Consider the following 15,686-nt stretch of genomic DNA (forward strand, 5'->3'; position numbering starts at 1 on the left):
AATTATGAGTGATCGTTCAAATATAAGAGTTGTAGTTGGGATGTCAGGTGGTGTTGACTCATCTGTTACGGCTTTATTATTAAAACAACAAGGCTATGATGTCGTTGGTATTTTTATGAAAAACTGGGATGACACAGATGAGTTTGGCGTGTGCACAGCAACTAAAGATTATGAAGATGTGGTTCGTGTATGTAATCAGTTAGACATTCCATACTATGCGGTTAATTTCGAAAAACAATATTGGGATAAAGTGTTTACGTATTTCTTAGATGAGTATAAAGCAGGCCGTACGCCAAATCCTGATGTCATGTGTAATAAAGAGATTAAATTTAAAGCATTTTTAGATCATGCTATGTCATTAGGTGCAGATTATTTAGCAACTGGACATTACGCACAAGTAGAAGAACGTGACGGCCAGCATGTCATGTTAAAAGGAATTGATGAGAATAAAGACCAAACTTATTTCTTGAATCAAATTCCAAAAGACATTTTACCTAGAATTATGTTCCCATTAGGTGGCATGGATAAAAAAGAAGTAAGAGAAATCGCTAAAGAACATGATTTAGCGACTGCTACTAAAAAAGACAGTACTGGAATTTGTTTTATCGGGGAGCGTAATTTCAAGGAATTCTTAAGTGAATACTTACCAGCTCAGCCTGGTGAAATGCGCTCACTACAAGGTGAAGTAAAAGGTAAGCACGATGGATTAATGTATTATACGATTGGTCAACGACAAGGTCTTGGCATTGGTGGTTCAGGAGAGCCATGGTTTGTTGTTGGAAAAAATCTTGAAGATAATGTATTGTATGTTGGTCAAGGTTATAACCAAGATGCTCTTTATGCAGATGGCTTAGAAGCTAGTGAGCTCAATTGGCTAGTTGAAGGTGATTTCACGGAGTCGTTTAGATGCACAGCTAAATTCCGTTACCGTCAAGAGGTAACACCTGTTACCGTTGAACCGAAAAATGATGGTACGGTTATGGTTCATTTTGATGAAGAGCAGCGTGCGATAACACCTGGGCAAGCTGTAGTCTTTTATGATGAAGATGTCTGCTTAGGTGGCGGCACAATTGATCGAGTTTTTAAAAATGAACAAACAGTTAAACACTTAGCCTAGACGGTTAAAAAGTCAGCACATGAATATGTGGTGGCTTTTTTCCTGCTAAGTTATAGAAAGGAGCGAGAAAAAGTGGATTTAATACAAGAAGGCTTAACCCACATGAAAGAAAACGAAATTGACCAAGCGGTTGAGAAGTTTAATCAACACATTGAGGAACATCCAGAAGATCCAATCGGTTATATTAACTTTGGAAATTTACTCGTTCACATAAAAGAATACGAACGTGCCAAACGCTTTTTTGATAAAGCCTTATCTTTAGGTGAACAATTACCAACTGCTTATTACGGTTTAGGTAACCTTTATTTTGAACAAGGTGAGTATGCAGAAGCCACTCAACAGTTTCAGGAAGCTGTTAAGCAAGGTCTAGATGAAGCGGATGTTTACTTGATGCTCGGTATGTCTTTAATGAATCAAGAACAACCAAGGTTAGCCCTACCTTATTTACAAAGGGCAAGCGAAATGAATAAAGAAGATATAGACATTCAGTTCCAATACGGATTATCACTAGCGTACGCTAATTTGATTGATGAGGCATATGATCAGTTTCAATATGTCATTCGTTTAGATGATCACCATAGTGATGCTCATTATAATATAGGAGTAACTTACCTTTATAAAGAAGAACCAGAGAAGGCTTTAGAACACTTTAATCAAGCGTTAGAGATTCAACCCGATCATGTATTAGCAGGAAATGGGAAGCAGAAAGTAGAAGAATTATTAGATAACCCATCATAAAGGAGGCCGAGCATTTTGGCGGATCAAGAAAAAGGCTTTGTGAAAGCAAAATTAAATCATATGATCTTCCATAAACCTGAAGAACAATTTTCAATTGCTTCGGTCTCTGTCATTGATTCTAACGAAGAGTTAGATGAAGAAGAATTAGTGGTGAAGGGACATTTCCCACCACTTACATACGGAAACGACTATGTTTTTTACGGAACGATTCAAACGCACCCTAAATTTGGTGATCAGTATCAGGTTTTTACATATGAAAAGGAAATGCCTAAAACTGAAGAAAGCCTGATTAAATATTTTGCTAGTGATTTGTTTTATGGAATAGGTCTTAGAACAGCTCAGAAAATTGTTTATTCACTAGGCGTTAACGCGGTTGACCAAATTTTAAAAGACGAATCAGTCCTAAATAAAGTACCAGGATTGAACTCAGAAACTAAAAAACGTTTAATCGCCGATTTAAGATTGAATCAAGGTTTTGATCAAGTAGCTGTTGAGCTAGCGAAATACGGAATTGGTTTACAATTAGCCCAAAAAATTTATGAAGTATTTCAGGAACAAACGATACAGCAATTAAATGAAAATCCATATAGTTTTGTGTTCTATGTAGAGGGTTTCGGTTTTCAAAGAGCAGATGAAATGGCTAAAGAGATGGGTATTGAAAAAGACCATCCAACTCGAATCGAAGCAGGCATTCTACATGCATTAGAACAAGAATCGATGAGTGGACACGTATTTATGGAGAAAGATAACCTTATCGAACAAGCAAATAAGCTTTTGTATCAGAGGCAACATCTTCTGACAGAAGAAGTGATTGAACCTTATCTTAAGTCCCTAGAGGAAGAAGATCTAATTGTGGCTGAAGATACTAAAGTATATTTACCTCATCTTTATTATTCCGAAGAGGGAATCGCTTCTCAAATCAAGCGCATTATGGATTTAGAAACGGATGACCCCGTGGATGAGAGTTTATTGCTCAAAACGATCGGTGATATTGAAGAACGTGAAGGCTTTTCGTATGGCGAAGAACAATATGAAGCAATCAAAAAAGCGATGAATGAAAAAGTCATGCTTTTAACTGGCGGTCCTGGAACGGGTAAAACAACAGTTGTTAAAGGAATTATACATTGCTATGACGAATTATTCCGCACGACTAAAAAGGGCAAACATGAATCTGATTATATTTTAGCAGCGCCAACAGGTCGAGCATCCAAGCGTTTATCAGAAGCTACTGGTCTTAAGGCTAAAACGATTCACAGTCTGTTAGGCTGGTCTGGGGATGACTCTTTTGAGTTCGACGCTGGCAATCAATTAGAAGGTGAACTGATCATAGTCGATGAATTTTCAATGGTGGATGTATGGCTGGCCAATTCATTACTAAAAGCTATTCCATCTAATATGAAAGTCGTATTAGTCGGTGATGAGGATCAGCTTCCTTCAGTAGGCCCTGGTCAAGTATTAGCAGATTTATTAGAATCAAAGTGTATTCCAGTGAGCCATTTGTCTGAGATTTATCGTCAAAAAGAAGATTCTTTTATCATACAGTTAGCCCATAAGATTAAAAATAATGATGTAGCTGAATTGCCATTAGAAAAATCCGGAGACTTTAACTTAATTCCGAGTAACCAAGATCACACATTAAATGTAGTGGAACAAATTGTTGAGCGTGCGCTTAATAAAGGGTATACAATGAAAGACATCCAAGTTCTAGCCCCGATGTATAAAACGGAAGTAGGAATTCATGAGCTAAACCAATCGTTACAGACGATTTTTAATCCGTATAGCGAACAAAAACGTCAAATCCAACATTTTGATACTATTTTGCGTACTGGCGATAAAGTTATTCAATTAGTTAATCAACCTGAAAAAAAAGTTTACAATGGAGACATTGGTGAGATCATTGCAATTAAAAAACCGAATGAATCAGAACAGAAAAAAGACGAGATTGTCATTGATTTTGAAGGTTTGCAAGTGTCTTATACGAAGCAAGATTTCAACCAAATTATGTTGGCATATGCAATCTCCATCCATAAATCACAAGGTAGTGAATTTCCAATCGTTGTCATGCCGGTTGTCCGGGCATTCAAGCGCATGTTAGTCAAAAAACTGTTGTATACGGCTATTACAAGGAGCAAAACATCATTAATTATTTGCGGTGATTATGATGCATTTTTAGACGGTTTACAAAAAGACAATGCCTATAAACGTCGGACCACATTAGTCAAACGATTAGGGAGCATGTTTTCAATTGATCAAGTGGAAGATGAAAGTGAAGAAGAGGAAGAAATTACACCTTATGATTTCATGTAATTAACCCAAACTAAGACTATCTTATACGGTAGCGTATAGGATTAAGAAATTTGGAAAAGCTGAGGACAAACTCATTTTCACATAGAGATATTCAGCTAAAGGAGATTGTCTGATGAAGTGTCCAAATTGTCAGTCTTCCGATATTGGGAGAATTGGTGAGCAGCAGTATTACTGTTGGAATTGTTTTATTGAAATGTCGTTTTTAGATGGCCAAATGCATGTGCGTGAAATAGAAGAAGATGGGTCCCTCTCTTCTTTAGATGATCTGTTTTTAGATGAAAACGGATAATACAAGGTTGGTGATTGGCGTTGAACCGAATGATTTCGAACAGCGCTAAAATAGGTATGGGTGCTGCTATGGGCTATATGATGCGTCATAAAACATTTCGAAAGAACCGTTTTATGAAGCGGATGCGTAAAACGGGGAAACGATTAAGAAAGCAATATCTGTAAATGAAGCTGTACGCTAATTCCCTTTTCTAGGGAATTAGCGTTTACATATTTAGTTGACATATATAAGGTTGTTACATATAATAACGGCATATAATGATTTGAAAACGGTGAAGGAACTGAGTAAATGATACCTGCTTGACAGAGAGGCATTGGAATTTGCTGAAACCATGCTAAGTTAAGGGTCATTGAAGCTATTCCGGAGTGTGGCTAATCCCCACCGATTCACACCACGTTACGGTGTTTGAGTTGATAAGCGTTAAGCTTATAAATAGGGTGGTACCGCGAATCCATCGTCCCTACAGTAACTGTAGGGGCGTTTTTTATTTTGTGGGCTTTGTAGAAATCATTAATCACCGTCTTTTGAGCACTCGTATGTAAATATTAATGTAAAAGGAGGACTTACACATGAAACATTTAACGTCTACTGAAGTAAGACAAATGTTTTTAGATTTTTTCAAGGAAAAAGAACACTCAGTTGAGCCTAGTCGTTCTTTAATTCCACATGAAGATCCAACATTACTATGGATCAACAGTGGTGTGGCAACATTAAAAAAATACTTTGATGGTCGTGTCATCCCAGATAATCCGAGAATCGTTAATGCACAGAAATCAATCAGAACAAACGATATTGAAAATGTTGGCTTTACAGCTCGTCACCATACATTTTTTGAAATGCTTGGGAACTTTTCAATCGGTGATTATTTTAAAGAAAAAGCGATTATTTGGGCTTGGGAATTTTTAACGAGTCCAAATTGGGTTGGCTTTGATTCAGAAAAATTATCGGTAACTGTTCACCCAGAAGATGAGGAAGCTTATGAGATTTGGCGTGATCAAGTAGGTGTTCCTGAAGAGAGAATCATACGTATCGAAGAGAATTTTTGGGATATTGGTGAAGGTCCAAGTGGCCCAAATACGGAAATTTTCTATGACCGTGGTGAAAAATACGGAAATGACCCTCAAGACCCTGAGTTATACCCAGGTGGTGAAAACGAACGCTACTTAGAAATATGGAACTTAGTATTTTCGCAGTTTAACCATAATCCTGATGATACTTATACACCACTCCCTAAGAAAAATATTGATACTGGTATGGGGCTTGAGCGTATTTTATCTGTTATCCAAGATACGCCAACAAACTTTGAAACTGACCTATTCAAGCCGATTATTCAACAGACAGAGGAGATTTCAGGAGAAAAGTATGGTGAGTCGGTAAATAAGGATACGGCTTTTAAAGTAATCGCAGACCATGTACGTACAGTTGCCTTTGCCATTGGCGATGGAGCATTGCCATCTAATGAAGGACGCGGTTATGTTATGCGCCGCTTGTTACGACGTGCGGTTCGATTTGCCAAAGAACTAGGTATTCACGAACCGTTTATGTATCGTTTAGTCGGCCAAGTAGCTGAAATTATGAAAGACTTTTACCATGAAGTTCATGATAAGCAAGATTTCATTCAAAACGTTATTAAAACAGAAGAAGAACGTTTCCATGAAACTTTACAAGATGGTCTTGCTATTTTAGAAAAAGTGATGAATCAAGAAAAACAAAAAGGGAGCCAAGTGTTTCCTGGACATGAAGTCTTTACACTATATGATACGTACGGATTTCCAAAAGAATTAACTGAAGAGTATGTGCAGGCAGAAGGATTCACAATCGATGAAGAAGGCTTTGAAGCTGAAATGAAAAAACAACGTGAACGCGCACGTGAAGCTCGACAAAAAGTGGATTCCATGCAAGTACAAAGCGAAGTATTCCAACAAATTCATAACGAAAGTGAGTTTGTCGGTTACGATCAATTAAATGTTCAATCAACAATTGAAGTGTTAGTGGCTAACCAAGAAAAAGTTCAGGAATTGAACGTTGGTGATACTGGTTATCTAATTTTAAAAGAAACACCTTTTTATGCTGAGAGCGGTGGGCAAATTGCCGATAAAGGCTTAATTGAAACTGACACTGGTCGCGCTCAAGTCTTAGACGTACAAAAAGCACCGAACGGCCAAAACTTACATCAAATTGAAGTTGAGGATGGTTCAGTTTATGCGGAACAATCCGTAAAAGCATCCGTATATCGTCAGTTTAGAAAACAAATTATTAAAAATCACACGGCAACTCACTTATTGCATCAGGCATTAAAAGATGTCTTAGGTGATCATGTCAATCAAGCAGGTTCGTTAGTTGCACCAGACAGATTAAGATTTGATTTTTCACACTTCAGTTCAGTTAGCCCAGATGAAATCAAACAAATCGAAGAGATCGTGAACCAAAAAATTTGGGATTCGATTGACGTTACAATATCTAACCATTCGCTTGATGAAGCTAAGCAAATGGGAGCTATGGCATTATTTGGTGAGAAATATAGTGATGTTGTTCGCGTTGTATCGATTGGTGAGTATAGTATTGAACTCTGTGGCGGCTGCCATGTTAGCAACACAGCTGAGATTGGATTATTCAAAATAACGACTGAAAGTGGAATTGGTGCAGGTACGCGTCGTATTGAAGCAAGAACAGGGTATGGTGCTTATCAATTTTATGAACAACGTGAGAAATTATTAGATGAGGCCGCTCATTTATTAAAAACGACAACTGAACAAATACCATCACGAATCGAAACATTATTTGAAGATATGAAACAATTAGAGCGTGAGAAAGAATCACTAACAGCCAAACTAGCTAACTTTGAATCAGCGAATATAGAAGAACAAATCGAAGACATTAATGGTGTACCTGTATTGGCTGCAAAAGTTAATGTAAGTGACATGAATGCCTTGCGCAATATGGTTGACGATTTAAAAAATAAAGTAGGCTCTGTCGTTGTTTTACTTGCTATGGAGAATGAAGGAAAAGTACAATTAGCATCAGGTGTTACTAAGGATCTAGTTGATCAAGGATATCATGCAGGTCATTTAATTAAGGAAGCAGCTACACGTTGCGGAGGCGGCGGTGGTGGCCGTCCAGATATGGCGCAAGCTGGTGGTAAACAACCTGAGAAAATCGATGAAGCATTAATTGGTGCAAAAGAATATGTACAAAGTGTTTTAACTTCTAGCTAATTAAGTTTATAATGAGGATAGAAGTGATACGAGGGGGTATTAATAAGATGTCAAACGATCACACAATGAAATTCCAATTTAACGATGATTCACAAGAACAAAAAGTAAACGAAATCTTACATTCCGTTTACGGTTCTTTAGAAGAGAAAGGTTATAACCCAATCAACCAAATTGTAGGTTATCTGCTATCAGGTGATCCAGCTTACATCCCTCGTCATAAGGATGCGAGACATTTAATTCGGAAAGTTGAACGAGATGAAATTATAGAAGAGGTTGTAAAATATTATTTGAAATCGAATAAAGAGGCATAGGAATGAAAATATTAGGGTTAGATGTCGGAGAAAAAACGATTGGTGTTGCGGTCTCCGATGCTTTACATTTTACAGCACAAGGAATTGAAACCATTAAGTGGGATGAATCGGATTATAATACAGCACTTCCGAGGTTAAAGGAACTGATTGACCAATATGAAGTGACTAAAATTGTAATTGGACATCCGAAGAATATGAATAATACAATAGGTGAGCGTGCGGAATCTTCTGAGTCATTTGCGGCATATATTGAACAAGAGTGGAACATTCCTGTTGTTTTATGGGATGAACGTTTAACGACTATGGCCGCAGAACGTGTATTATTAGAGGCTGATATGAGTCGAAAAAAGCGAAAGAAAGTTATTGATAAAATGGCGGCTGTCATGATTTTACAAAGTTATTTGGATGCCGGTCATTAATAAATAGGAGGTTTTTTAAAATGGATGAGAATGAACGTATTATAATTCCTGATGAGAACGGTGAGGAACATTTATTTGATATTCTGTTTACATTTGACGTTGATGAAACAGAAAAGTCTTATTTAGTCGCAGTACCGGCAGAACAGAATGAAGATGAGGAACAAGAAGTTTTCGCATTCCGATTTGAAGAAAATGATGAAAACGAAGATGACCTAACCCTTTATCAAATTGAAACGGATCAAGAATGGGAAATGATTGAAGAAATGCTTGCTACGTTTACTGAATCGGATGAAGAGTAAATAAAAAGACATAATTGAACAATGAACTTAAACACTCGAGCGATCGAGTGTTTTTATTTTAGTCTAATCTCATAATAGAACCTATTTGAGTGAACTTTTTTTATCAATGTACAAAAAAGATAGAAAAATTCCTTAAAATAATTTATAATATTACGGGTGAAGGGGGAAGAAATATGTCTTCTAACAACGGATATTCTGATTTAAGAAATCAACGAGTCAAAGAAGCTAAAATTTCTAGAATTATTATTATAACGATTATTGCCGTATTATTAATCGTGATCAGTGCAGTCGGTTATTTCACATATAACTATTTATCTGAAGGGCTAAGTCCAGTTGACCCCAATGATCACACAATTAAAGAAATTGAAATCCCCCTTGGATCTAGTGTTGATCAAATAGGTGAGATTCTAGAAGAGAAAGACATTATAGATAATAGTACCATTTTTAAGTATTACGTTAAATTTAAAAATGAAACTGGATTTCAGGCTGGGGAGTATAAGCTATCAAGCAGTATGAAAATGGATAATATCATTGAATCGTTAAAAACTGGGAAGATCTTGGTAGAACCTTTATTTACAGTTACGATTCCTGAAGGGACAACCATTGAAGAAATTGCTGAAATATATGATGAAAATACATCCATTGATGGCGAAGAATTTTTAGAAATGATGACTGATGAAAGTTATATTCAATCGCTAGTAGAACTTTATCCTGGTATTCTTAATGAGGAAGATATACTTCAAGAAGACATTCGTTACCCACTAGAAGGGTATTTGTATGCTGCAACTTATCCTTTCTTTGAGGAAGACCCGACGATAGAACAAGTTGTCGAAAAGATGTTACAAGAAACGCAAGATCGTGTCATGGCATATACAGTTGACATTGAGAATATGGGATTGACCTATCATGAGGTGATCACGATGGCTTCACTAATAGAAGAAGAAGCGGTTGGTGAAGAAGACAGAAAAATGATTTCTGGTGTATTTTATAATCGTATGAATCGAGAACCAGAGATGCCATTACAAACAGATCCAACTGTGTTATATGCGTTAGGCGAGCATAAAGAACAAGTATTATACGAAGATTTAGAAGTTGAATCCCCTTATAACACTTATGTAAACAGCGGGCTACCAATTGGTCCAATATCTAACTTTAGAGAGAATGCCTTACAAGCAGCGCTGTATCCCGAAGAACATGATTATCTTTACTTCGTTGCTGGGTATGATGGTGAAGTATACTATGCTGAGACAAACGAAGAGCATAATCAAAATATACAAGAACACCGTCCACCACAAGATTAACTCAATATACAGGGAATGTGTTTAAAGCACATTCTCCTGTTTTTTTGTATATTGGAATGGAGTGTAAGAAGATGTCAAAGACATATATACAAAAGCTGTATAATGACCATAAGCCTCAACAAGATTATCTCGAAGAAATGGAGGCTTATGCTTTAGAACATCAAGTACCAATCATGGAACGAGATGGAATCGAACTTCTAAAACAACTTGTTCGTTTGCATCAGCCGAAAACTATTTTAGAAATTGGTACAGCAATTGGTTATTCTGCCATTCAAATGGCAATTGCTAACGAAAAGGCTCATATTACTTCAATTGAAATTGATGAATCACATAAAGCTATTGCCGAAAAAAATATTCAAAAGGCGGGGCTAGATCATCAAATTGATGTGGTTCTAAGTGATGCCAATGAATACTTAGAGCAACATCAGCATGCTTATGATTTAGTGTTTGTTGATGCAGCAAAAGGACAATATAAGAATTATATAGAAAAACTCCACCCAATTCTGGAAAGTGGTTCTCTGATTATTATTGACAATGTTTTATTTAAAGGTTATGTTTCTAAAGAAGTCCAAGGACATAAAAGATTTGATCAATTAGGCGAAAAAATTAATCAATTTAATCAATGGTTAATTGAACATCCTCATTTTGAAACCACTATTGTGGAAACAGGGGATGGCGTCGCAATAGCATTAAAGAGGTGAAAAACAGCGTGTACCATGACAAACCAATCATAATAGGTGTAGCAGGTGGTACAGGTTCGGGAAAAACAACCGTAACTCGTGCGATCTGTGACCATTTCAAAGATACTTCTGTTCTAATGATGGAACAAGATTTCTACTATAAAGACCAATCGCATATGCCTTTTGAAGAAAGATTAAATACAAACTATGACCATCCATTGGCTTTTGATAACGATTTGTTAATGGAGCATTTAAATCAATTGAAAAACTGGCAGACCATCGAAAAACCGGTTTATAATTATGAAATGCATACGCGTTCAGAAGAAACAGTTTTTGTCGAACCAAAAGAAGTTATCATTTTGGAAGGAATTTTAGTATTAGAAGACGAAAGATTACGTAATATGATGGATATAAAAGTGTTCGTAGATACGGATGCTGACATTCGTATTATTCGCCGTTTATTGAGAGATATTAATGAGCGAGGTCGAACGTTAGAATCCGTAATTAATCAATATATAAACGTTGTACGCCCAATGCATTTGCAGTTTGTAGAACCAGCTAAGCGTTATGCAGATGTAATTATTCCAGAAGGCGGACAAAACCATGTGGCTGTAGATTTGCTTACGACAAAAATTGAAAGTATTATTAATAAAACATAATCATAAATATGATTCAAAATGAATCAATTAATGAAGTAGTATTCGTAAATAATCAAAGGAGTGTATGAACTATGGCTGAAGAAAAAAGCTATTATATGACAGAGGAAGGGCTAGAAAAACTAGAACAAGAATTAAATGAACTTAAAACAGTACGCCGTCCCGAAGTGGTTGAGCGTATTAAAGTTGCTAGAAGTTTCGGTGATTTATCTGAGAACTCTGAATATGATGCAGCCAAAGATGAACAAGCCTTCGTTGAGTCACGAGTCGCTCAAGTTGAAAATATGATTCGAAATGCTGTTATTATTGAAAATGATGAAGAATCTAATGACACAGTTCAATTAGGCAAGACTGTTAAGTTTGTAGAGCTACCGGATGGCGATGAAGAAGAATATCAAATTGTTGGTAGTGCAGAGTCAGATCCGTTTGAAGGTCGTATCTCTAATGACTCTCCAATGGCTCAAAGCTTATTAGGTAAAAAAGTTGGGGAACAAGTCACTGTACAAACACCTGGTGGCGAAATTGACGTTAAAATTGTAGAAGTTTCATAATTAAATCAACCTTATGTCCTACACAAATAGACGTGTAGGACATAATATTATGGTCTCTTTCTGAATATCAATAATCTATGGAGTAGACTATTGAGTGGTGTAAGCATCATTTAAAAGGAGAGTGGAGAAACATGGCTTATGATTCTATTGGTACTACAAGGTCGGATCGTTATGAAAGTCGGCGTAAAAATACGAAACTAATGAACCTATTAATTATCATCGCTATTTTATTAACTGCTTTTCTAATCGGAATGCTTGTATTTGGTGATGATGAAGATGAGGACAACCAGGACCAAGCACAAGAAAGCCAAACTGATGAATCTAATGATTCAGAAGATCAATCAGAACAAGGAACTAATGATAATGAAGATGAAGATAATACTGACCAAACTGAAACAGACAATACAGATGAAGATGAAGAGGAACAATCTTCTAATAATGAAGACGAAAATGAAACAACTGATGATGAAACAGAACAAAATGAGCCAGCTGAAAATAGCGCTGAAGTAAAAGAAGTGATTAGTGGTTCATGGGACCCTTATCCTACTGAACAAGAGGAACCCCATACAATTAATTGGGATACGGAGTCACAAGACTTTTACGAAATGAAGATGGCGATCGCGTCATCATTAGATGTCTCCAGTGAAGACTTAATATATTGGTATGTTGAGAATGGAGGAGCACCTGACAAAGTTAACGGATACGTAGAGCAACGCGGTACGAATGAATATTATCGTGTCTATCTTGAGTGGATTGAATCAGAAGGTTGGCAACCTCAACGCGTAGAAGAATTATACGAGAATATAGGGGAACAAAAACTAGAAGGAACTTATGAAAACAACGATGAATAAGAAAGGATTTATTAAATGAAATACGGCATCATAGGAGCAATGGAACAAGAATTAGAGTGGTTATTAACGAAGATGACGGTTGAAGAAGAATTAACCGTAGCTAATTGTAAGTTTTATGAAGGTGAGATAGCGGGTCAACAAGTCGTCCTATTACAATCTGGGATTGGGAAAGTAAATGCTGCACTTTCTACAACCATTTTGCATGAACGTTTCAAGCCAGATTATGTGATTAATACAGGTTCAGCCGGCGGCACAGACCCTAACTTAAATGTCGGTGATGTAGTTATTGGTGAGAAAGTTATTCATCACGATGCAGACGCTAGAGCATTTGGATATGCTTATGGGCAAATTCCTCAAATGCCAAAGTTTTATCAGTCTGATTCTGCATTGATGGAAAAGGCAAAGCTTGCTATGAATCGAGTCGATACAAAAATCCAAATCGTAGAAGGAGTAATAGGGACAGGAGACTCCTTTATGTCTGAAGAAACTCGGGTTAGCGCTGTATTAAATCAACTTCCTGAGGTAAGAGCATTGGAAATGGAAGCAGTATCAATCGCACAAGTTTGTCACCAATATAATACACCATGCTTAGTTATCCGATCACTATCAGATATCGCAGGTAAAGAATCGGACGTTTCGTTTGATCAGTATTTAGAGAAGGCTGCGAAATATAGTGCTAATCTAATTGTAGAAGTGTTAAAAAGTACACCGTAATGCATAAACCCCAGTTAAAGTGTTATATTTCACTTTCTGGGGTTTTGGTTTATTTGTAGTAGTAAACATAATATCCACCGAGAATCAATAATAAAAGTAATGTCACAATCAGAAGACTATAGGCAAATGTGTTTGGTTGATAGTAGTTCGGATATGGGACATCATACGGGTTGTAATATGGAGGATACATTCCATACATTCAGATCATCTCCATTTCACAGGACTTATTTGCTTCAATATATGCGTTTGTAACGGTTTTTGGATAGATATTTGCCTAACTTCTATAAATCTTTATTTTTCTCGTGCTGTTGTTCATCTCTATAAAAGGCATGAAACATTTTCATAAGCGCACGCTTTTCGATTCTTGATACGTAGCTTCGTGATATTTTTAATTCTTTTGCAATTTCACGTTGCGTTAGTTCTTCTCGTTCATTAAGGCCGTATCTTTTAACAATGACTTCCTTTTCACGTTGATCTAAAAGATCAATATATTTAAAGACTTTTGCGATTTCCATAGAGGTTTGTATTTTTTCAACTAAATCAGGCTGATCCGATTTTAAGATATCAATTAAACTAATCTCATTACCCTCTTTATCTTGACCTATAGGGTCTTGTAATGACATATCTTTATTACTTTTCTTAGACGTTCTTAAGTACATTAAAATTTCATTATCAATACATCTTGCTACATACGTCGCTAATTTGGTACCCCTACTGCTTGAGAAGCTTTCAACCCCCTTAATCAGACCGATTGTACCGATTGAAATTAAATCTTCTTGGTCCTCTTTATTGTTTTCATATTTTTTAGCAATGTGAGCAACAAGACGCAAATTATGTTCTATAAGCTTATTTCTTGCTTCAAGATCGCCTTGTTCGAACCGTTTTAAATACTCTTCTTCTTCATCTCGGCTAAGAGGTTGTGGGAATGCGTTACCTTTAACATACGAAGCGAAGAAGTATAAATTCTCAAAGATGATCGTCAAAAGCTTCAACATTGTGTACATCGCATCAACCCCACGTTATAAATTTATAGGCGAACACCTATAATTAGAGTGTATGATGCAATATGAATTTAGTGCCTGTACACATATAAAAAGTCGGCTCAAAAAGTTTTGAGCCGACGTTATTTATGAGCCATCCTTCTGTTTTTGATCTCGTTTTAAATCATCTCGAATACTGTGTTCCCAAAGTTCGACACCCTTTGAGTGCGCTGCTCTTGAGATCATGTGTCCGCTAACTGGAGCGGTTATTAGAATGAAAATAATCCCTAAGATTAACTTACCACTAATTATTCCATTTTCTACGTATAAGAAAAGAAATGCACCTAATAAAACGCCAGCGACACCAAGCGTTGCAGCTTTTGTTGCCGCGTGAAGTCTCGTATAAATATCGGGGAATCGTAATATGCCTAAGGAACCGGATAAGACAAAAAAGGTGCCACTTAATAATAATAGACTAATGATGATTTTGATCAATAATAACACCCTTTTCAATGAATTTCGCAATAGCGATTGTTCCTATAAATAGTAAGATCCCAATTAATAAAACGACATCATTTAATTTGTCGGTTACAAGTTGAATTGACGCTAAACCTGTAATAGCCATCATATTAATACCCATGGTATCAATAGCAACTGCACGATCGGCGTTAGAGGGACCTCTAAATGCTCTAATGACAAGTAGAAATATAGATATCGTCATAGCTATGAAACATATGATTAGTACAATATCTAACAACTGATCTCCAAACTCTTCAAGCATTATCGTGTCACCTCCATGATCGCTTTTTCAAATGTGTTTTTAATGTCGTTAATCTCTTCTTCTACATCTGGCATATCCATGGCATGTATATAAATAGTTGTATAATCATCTGATACTGAAACGGATAACGTTCCAGGTGTAAGAGAGATTAAATTGGCTAAAAGGGTTATTTCCCAATTGCTTTTAAGGTCAGTCGGTAGAGCGAAAATACCTGGTTGGACCTTTAATTTTGGAACATATGCAAGTTTTACAATATTCCAGGTTGATAAAATTAATTCTTTTATAAATAAAAGGATTAGGCTAATGACTTTCCAAACCCTCAACAAATAATAAGCATCTGGTACGAATCTTCTTAGGAAGAAGAGTAGTGCCATACCAATTAAATACCCAGTAAAGAACGTAAGAAAGTCGTATGACTCGCTCAAAAACATCCATAGCATGGCGATAAGTATGTTTAGAATAATTTGTAATGTCATT

20 protein-coding genes and 1 other annotated feature are annotated in these 15,686 nt (G+C 36.4%); of the genes, 15 read left to right on the forward strand and 5 right to left on the reverse strand.

Features of this window, described 5'->3' with window-relative positions; genetic code table 11:
• Window positions 1–4: 4 nt before the first annotated feature.
• From mnmA to EDC24_RS02075, 15 genes are all read left to right on the forward strand, one after another.
• Window positions 5–1,117: a tRNA 2-thiouridine(34) synthase MnmA gene (gene mnmA / locus EDC24_RS02010; RefSeq protein WP_124219283.1), complete on the forward strand. Its 1,113-nt coding sequence runs from the start codon at window positions 5–7 to the stop codon at window positions 1,115–1,117.
• A gap of 72 nt (window positions 1,118–1,189) precedes the next feature.
• Entirely contained in the window at window positions 1,190–1,855 is a 666-nt protein-coding gene (locus EDC24_RS02015) for a tetratricopeptide repeat protein (protein WP_124219285.1), read from the forward strand.
• 15 nt (window positions 1,856–1,870) lie between these two features.
• Window positions 1,871–4,162 carry an SF1B family DNA helicase RecD2 gene (recD2, locus tag EDC24_RS02020; protein ID WP_124219287.1) on the forward strand — a complete coding sequence of 764 codons (2,292 nt, stop codon included), beginning with the start codon at window positions 1,871–1,873 and terminating at the stop codon, window positions 4,160–4,162.
• Window positions 4,163–4,274: 112 nt separating this feature from the next.
• Window positions 4,275–4,451, forward strand: coding sequence for a hypothetical protein (locus EDC24_RS02025; RefSeq protein WP_211342328.1), 177 nt, complete (start codon window positions 4,275–4,277; stop codon window positions 4,449–4,451).
• 29 nt (window positions 4,452–4,480) lie between these two features.
• A complete protein-coding gene (locus EDC24_RS15355; protein WP_281274487.1) occupies window positions 4,481–4,615 on the forward strand; it encodes a hypothetical protein in 135 nt (44 codons plus the stop codon).
• Between the two features lie 98 nt (window positions 4,616–4,713).
• Window positions 4,714–4,916: a binding site (T-box leader), on the forward strand.
• A gap of 104 nt (window positions 4,917–5,020) precedes the next feature.
• Window positions 5,021–7,666, forward strand: a complete 2,646-nt coding sequence (gene alaS, locus EDC24_RS02030; RefSeq protein ID WP_124219291.1) for an alanine--tRNA ligase — start codon at window positions 5,021–5,023, stop codon at window positions 7,664–7,666.
• Window positions 7,667–7,713: 47 nt separating this feature from the next.
• Window positions 7,714–7,977: an IreB family regulatory phosphoprotein gene (locus EDC24_RS02035; protein ID WP_124219293.1), complete on the forward strand. Its 264-nt coding sequence runs from the start codon at window positions 7,714–7,716 to the stop codon at window positions 7,975–7,977.
• Window positions 7,978–7,979: 2 nt separating this feature from the next.
• Complete coding sequence (ruvX, locus tag EDC24_RS02040; protein ID WP_124219295.1) at window positions 7,980–8,396, forward strand: Holliday junction resolvase RuvX; 417 nt, start codon at window positions 7,980–7,982, stop codon at window positions 8,394–8,396.
• Window positions 8,397–8,416: 20 nt separating this feature from the next.
• Window positions 8,417–8,695, forward strand: a complete 279-nt coding sequence (locus EDC24_RS02045; protein ID WP_124219297.1) for a DUF1292 domain-containing protein — start codon at window positions 8,417–8,419, stop codon at window positions 8,693–8,695.
• 173 nt (window positions 8,696–8,868) lie between these two features.
• Window positions 8,869–9,996 (forward strand): endolytic transglycosylase MltG, encoded by a 1,128-nt coding sequence (gene mltG / locus EDC24_RS02050; RefSeq protein ID WP_124219299.1) that lies wholly within the window; start codon window positions 8,869–8,871, stop codon window positions 9,994–9,996.
• A gap of 71 nt (window positions 9,997–10,067) precedes the next feature.
• Entirely contained in the window at window positions 10,068–10,697 is a 630-nt protein-coding gene (locus tag EDC24_RS02055; RefSeq protein ID WP_170158437.1) for an O-methyltransferase, read from the forward strand.
• An 8-nt stretch (window positions 10,698–10,705) separates the two neighbouring features.
• A complete protein-coding gene (gene udk, locus EDC24_RS02060) occupies window positions 10,706–11,335 on the forward strand; it encodes a uridine kinase (RefSeq protein ID WP_124219303.1) in 630 nt (209 codons plus the stop codon).
• Between the two features lie 71 nt (window positions 11,336–11,406).
• On the forward strand, window positions 11,407–11,883 hold the full coding sequence (gene greA, locus EDC24_RS02065) for a transcription elongation factor GreA (RefSeq protein WP_124219305.1): 477 nt from the start codon (window positions 11,407–11,409) through the stop codon (window positions 11,881–11,883).
• Between the two features lie 131 nt (window positions 11,884–12,014).
• On the forward strand, window positions 12,015–12,734 hold the full coding sequence (locus EDC24_RS02070; RefSeq protein ID WP_124219307.1) for a YrrS family protein: 720 nt from the start codon (window positions 12,015–12,017) through the stop codon (window positions 12,732–12,734).
• Window positions 12,735–12,749: 15 nt separating this feature from the next.
• Window positions 12,750–13,448: a 5'-methylthioadenosine/adenosylhomocysteine nucleosidase gene (locus tag EDC24_RS02075; protein ID WP_124219309.1), complete on the forward strand. Its 699-nt coding sequence runs from the start codon at window positions 12,750–12,752 to the stop codon at window positions 13,446–13,448.
• 49 nt (window positions 13,449–13,497) lie between these two features.
• Here the strand turns inward: EDC24_RS02075 and EDC24_RS15095 are convergent, their stop codons facing one another.
• The 5 genes from EDC24_RS15095 to EDC24_RS02095 all read right to left on the reverse strand — a co-directional run bounded on the left by EDC24_RS15095 (window position 13,498) and on the right by EDC24_RS02095 (window position 15,685).
• Window positions 13,498–13,647: a hypothetical protein gene (locus tag EDC24_RS15095; RefSeq protein ID WP_170158438.1), complete on the reverse strand. Its 150-nt coding sequence runs from the start codon at window positions 13,645–13,647 to the stop codon at window positions 13,498–13,500.
• Between the two features lie 82 nt (window positions 13,648–13,729).
• A complete protein-coding gene (gene sigK, locus EDC24_RS02080; RefSeq protein ID WP_124219311.1) occupies window positions 13,730–14,452 on the reverse strand; it encodes an RNA polymerase sporulation sigma factor SigK in 723 nt (240 codons plus the stop codon).
• A gap of 123 nt (window positions 14,453–14,575) precedes the next feature.
• The gene (mnhG, locus tag EDC24_RS02085) at window positions 14,576–14,923 is read right to left on the reverse strand and encodes a monovalent cation/H(+) antiporter subunit G (protein ID WP_124219313.1); all 348 of its coding nucleotides are present in this window, start codon (window positions 14,921–14,923) and stop codon (window positions 14,576–14,578) included.
• Complete coding sequence (locus EDC24_RS02090) at window positions 14,904–15,209, reverse strand: monovalent cation/H+ antiporter complex subunit F (RefSeq protein ID WP_124219314.1); 306 nt, start codon at window positions 15,207–15,209, stop codon at window positions 14,904–14,906. The genes mnhG and EDC24_RS02090 overlap by 20 nt, the downstream gene beginning before the upstream one ends.
• Window positions 15,209–15,685, reverse strand: a complete 477-nt coding sequence (locus EDC24_RS02095) for a Na+/H+ antiporter subunit E (RefSeq protein ID WP_124219316.1) — start codon at window positions 15,683–15,685, stop codon at window positions 15,209–15,211. The genes EDC24_RS02090 and EDC24_RS02095 overlap by 1 nt, the downstream gene beginning before the upstream one ends.
• Window position 15,686 lies beyond the last annotated feature (1 nt).

Origin of the sequence: Aquisalibacillus elongatus (genome assembly GCF_003843875.1) — a bacterium.
In the GTDB taxonomy this organism is placed as follows: Bacteria; Bacillota; Bacilli; order Bacillales; family Alkalibacillaceae; genus Aquisalibacillus; species Aquisalibacillus elongatus.

Bases quoted from the DNA above. Each gene is read 5' to 3' on its own strand.
- mnmA (WP_124219283.1), top strand. From the start codon at position 5: ATGAGTGATCGTTCAAATATAAGAGTTGTAGTTGGGATGTCAGGTGGT.
- EDC24_RS02025 (WP_211342328.1), top strand. From the start codon at position 4,275: ATGAAGTGTCCAAATTGTCAGTCTTCCGATATTGGGAGAATTGGTGAG.
- EDC24_RS15355 (WP_281274487.1), top strand. From the start codon at position 4,481: ATGATTTCGAACAGCGCTAAAATAGGTATGGGTGCTGCTATGGGCTAT.
- alaS (WP_124219291.1), top strand. From the start codon at position 5,021: ATGAAACATTTAACGTCTACTGAAGTAAGACAAATGTTTTTAGATTTT.
- EDC24_RS02035 (WP_124219293.1), top strand. From the start codon at position 7,714: ATGTCAAACGATCACACAATGAAATTCCAATTTAACGATGATTCACAA.
- ruvX (WP_124219295.1), top strand. From the start codon at position 7,980: ATGAAAATATTAGGGTTAGATGTCGGAGAAAAAACGATTGGTGTTGCG.
- EDC24_RS02045 (WP_124219297.1), top strand. From the start codon at position 8,417: ATGGATGAGAATGAACGTATTATAATTCCTGATGAGAACGGTGAGGAA.
- mltG (WP_124219299.1), top strand. From the start codon at position 8,869: ATGTCTTCTAACAACGGATATTCTGATTTAAGAAATCAACGAGTCAAA.
- EDC24_RS02055 (WP_170158437.1), top strand. From the start codon at position 10,068: ATGTCAAAGACATATATACAAAAGCTGTATAATGACCATAAGCCTCAA.
- greA (WP_124219305.1), top strand. From the start codon at position 11,407: ATGGCTGAAGAAAAAAGCTATTATATGACAGAGGAAGGGCTAGAAAAA.
- EDC24_RS02070 (WP_124219307.1), top strand. From the start codon at position 12,015: ATGGCTTATGATTCTATTGGTACTACAAGGTCGGATCGTTATGAAAGT.
- EDC24_RS02075 (WP_124219309.1), top strand. From the start codon at position 12,750: ATGAAATACGGCATCATAGGAGCAATGGAACAAGAATTAGAGTGGTTA.
- EDC24_RS15095 (WP_170158438.1), bottom strand. From the start codon at position 13,647: ATGTATGGAATGTATCCTCCATATTACAACCCGTATGATGTCCCATAT.
- sigK (WP_124219311.1), bottom strand. From the start codon at position 14,452: ATGTACACAATGTTGAAGCTTTTGACGATCATCTTTGAGAATTTATAC.
- EDC24_RS02090 (WP_124219314.1), bottom strand. From the start codon at position 15,209: ATGCTTGAAGAGTTTGGAGATCAGTTGTTAGATATTGTACTAATCATA.
- EDC24_RS02095 (WP_124219316.1), bottom strand. From the start codon at position 15,685: ATGACATTACAAATTATTCTAAACATACTTATCGCCATGCTATGGATG.